At 45.2% G+C, this 1,757-nt stretch carries 4 protein-coding genes; all 4 read left to right on the top strand.

Annotated elements, in window-relative coordinates; translation table 11 throughout:
- The first annotated feature begins 285 nt into the window (after positions 1-285).
- Positions 286-546 carry a hypothetical protein gene (locus tag ABMB67_RS23370; protein ID WP_354573486.1) on the top strand — a complete coding sequence of 87 codons (261 nt, stop codon included), beginning with the start codon at positions 286-288 and terminating at the stop codon, positions 544-546.
- On the top strand, positions 531-875 hold the full coding sequence (locus ABMB67_RS23365) for a cold-shock protein (protein ID WP_354573485.1): 345 nt from the start codon (positions 531-533) through the stop codon (positions 873-875). The genes ABMB67_RS23370 and ABMB67_RS23365 overlap by 16 nt, the downstream gene beginning before the upstream one ends.
- A 46-nt stretch (positions 876-921) precedes the next feature.
- Entirely contained in the window at positions 922-1,392 is a 471-nt protein-coding gene (locus ABMB67_RS23360) for a hypothetical protein (protein ID WP_354573484.1), read from the top strand.
- Positions 1,393-1,403: 11 nt separating this feature from the next.
- A partial coding sequence (locus ABMB67_RS23355) for a hypothetical protein (RefSeq protein WP_354573483.1) occupies positions 1,404-1,757 on the top strand: 354 nt, incomplete at its 3' end.

The following is a 1,757-nucleotide window of genomic DNA, read 5'->3' as shown; positions in this document are numbered from 1 at the left end:
AAAACCGTTTAGAAATTTCAGGAGTAAGGGGGTAATAGACGCGAAAACAGCCGATTTTAGCGGCGAAATCAAGCGATAGACAAACGTTACTATTTCCCGAGTGTATTAGGTTAGGTAACGCTTATTTGACGTTCTAAAGCGTCGCCAACCGATAAGGGGGACGAGTTTATTTGTGAGCGAATAACAGTCCGGGAGTACGCATACGGACAAAAGGATCGTGAGTATGAAGCGTGGTATTGCGAGGAAAGCCAGGAGCTCCACGAGATTATAAAGGAGGTCGAGCCTATGAGTCCAGCAATTGTCAGACATGAAACGATCAAAAAAGCCGATGGTGGTCACACGATTAACGCGATTGTAATAGATGCGAATACAGGTGAAATAATTGACCGGTGGAGCAAGAAATACCCTAAAACATGGTTATATGATCGGGTCGTCCGTCATTGCCGCGATACTCTCGACGAGATTTGCTATCACTTGTGCTTCGATCACGTTGAACATCGATTTAGCCAAGTAAAGGAGGAAGAAAACGTATGTCAGACAGTTTAGAACCACGATTACAGAGCTTTCAAGAGCGCAGATCCGAGCCGGAAGTATGGGCCGGTGGAGAAGGAACCGGAGATGAGATCGCCTATATAGAGGATACTGGCTATCGTTGTCCGCGCAAAGAGGTAGTGAGGCGGGAAAAGAACGAGAAGCGCCGCTTGAAGTGGTACGACGAGGCGAAAGGCTTCGGGTTCACTACCGATGGACTATTCGTGCATTTCCGCGAGATCGAAGCTGGAACGCCAAAAGCCGGGGCGATTGTCGAGTGTGAGGTCAAGGAGTCAGCGAAGGGCAAACAGGCAGTAAACGTCATTATTAAGGAGGGGTCTTGATGAACGAGTGGGATCGATTAAACGTAGTTGCAAAGGATCAAGTGTAATGCGTTATTCATTATTTGTATCATATGTTACCGGTGAAAAATATGGCGTTTTCAGTTGGGCACTCGCAAATTATACAGGCATAGTCCAGTCCGATCAATACATTTTGCGTAATGTCAGTGAAGCAGAATCAAATAGGGCTTGTCATATTGGCCTGCGCCGCGCGCTTCGGCAAGTGGCAAAAGTTCATCCGCTTATTCAATTGACGGTACTGTTCGATAGAGGAACGCAAGAAGCGATAGTGTTAGAGATTGTTGGGGGTGATGAAGCGAGGTTTCCGTCATTAGTATCTGCGGCAAAACGAACATTAAGCCGGTTCAATTCGGTTGATTATGGGTTATTTTCCGATGAGGACGATTTACGGCCGGAAGAAGCTGCGGTGATTGATGATGCGATCGACTTGCTAGACGAGCTTAATTGGTGGCGATACTTTGTAACGTTATTGAAAGATCCGAAAAAAATTATTCATTAAGGAGCGATTTCATGGCGAAATATCCAAAGAAAATTGATGAAAAAATGAAAGCATATAGTGAAAAACATGGTGAGTTAATTGAAGCCAGGCAGAAGGTAAACGAGAAAATCAAAGAATTAGAGTCGGATATTTTGAAGATAAAGACGGAGCTCAAGGCAAGTGTCGAAAAATCCATCGAAGAAATCAGTGAAGACGAGAAGAAACTCCGACAGCAATTAACCGAAAAGGAAATGTCGTTAACTGCATACCGCGATCGTTTGCGCCATCTACCACAGGTTGATAATACCCGCAGCCTAGCGGTTGAAGCGGTAAGAGCAGCGAGAGAATATGCGGAGGAACAGTATCGCAAAGAGTCACCTAAAAAG

The sequence above is a fragment of the Halalkalibacter oceani genome (assembly GCF_040544555.1).
GTDB classification, from domain to species: domain Bacteria; phylum Bacillota; class Bacilli; order Bacillales; family Bacillaceae_D; genus Halalkalibacter; species Halalkalibacter oceani.
Note: the sequence above shows the minus strand (reverse complement) of the source record. Positions and strands in the feature narration are given on the sequence as shown.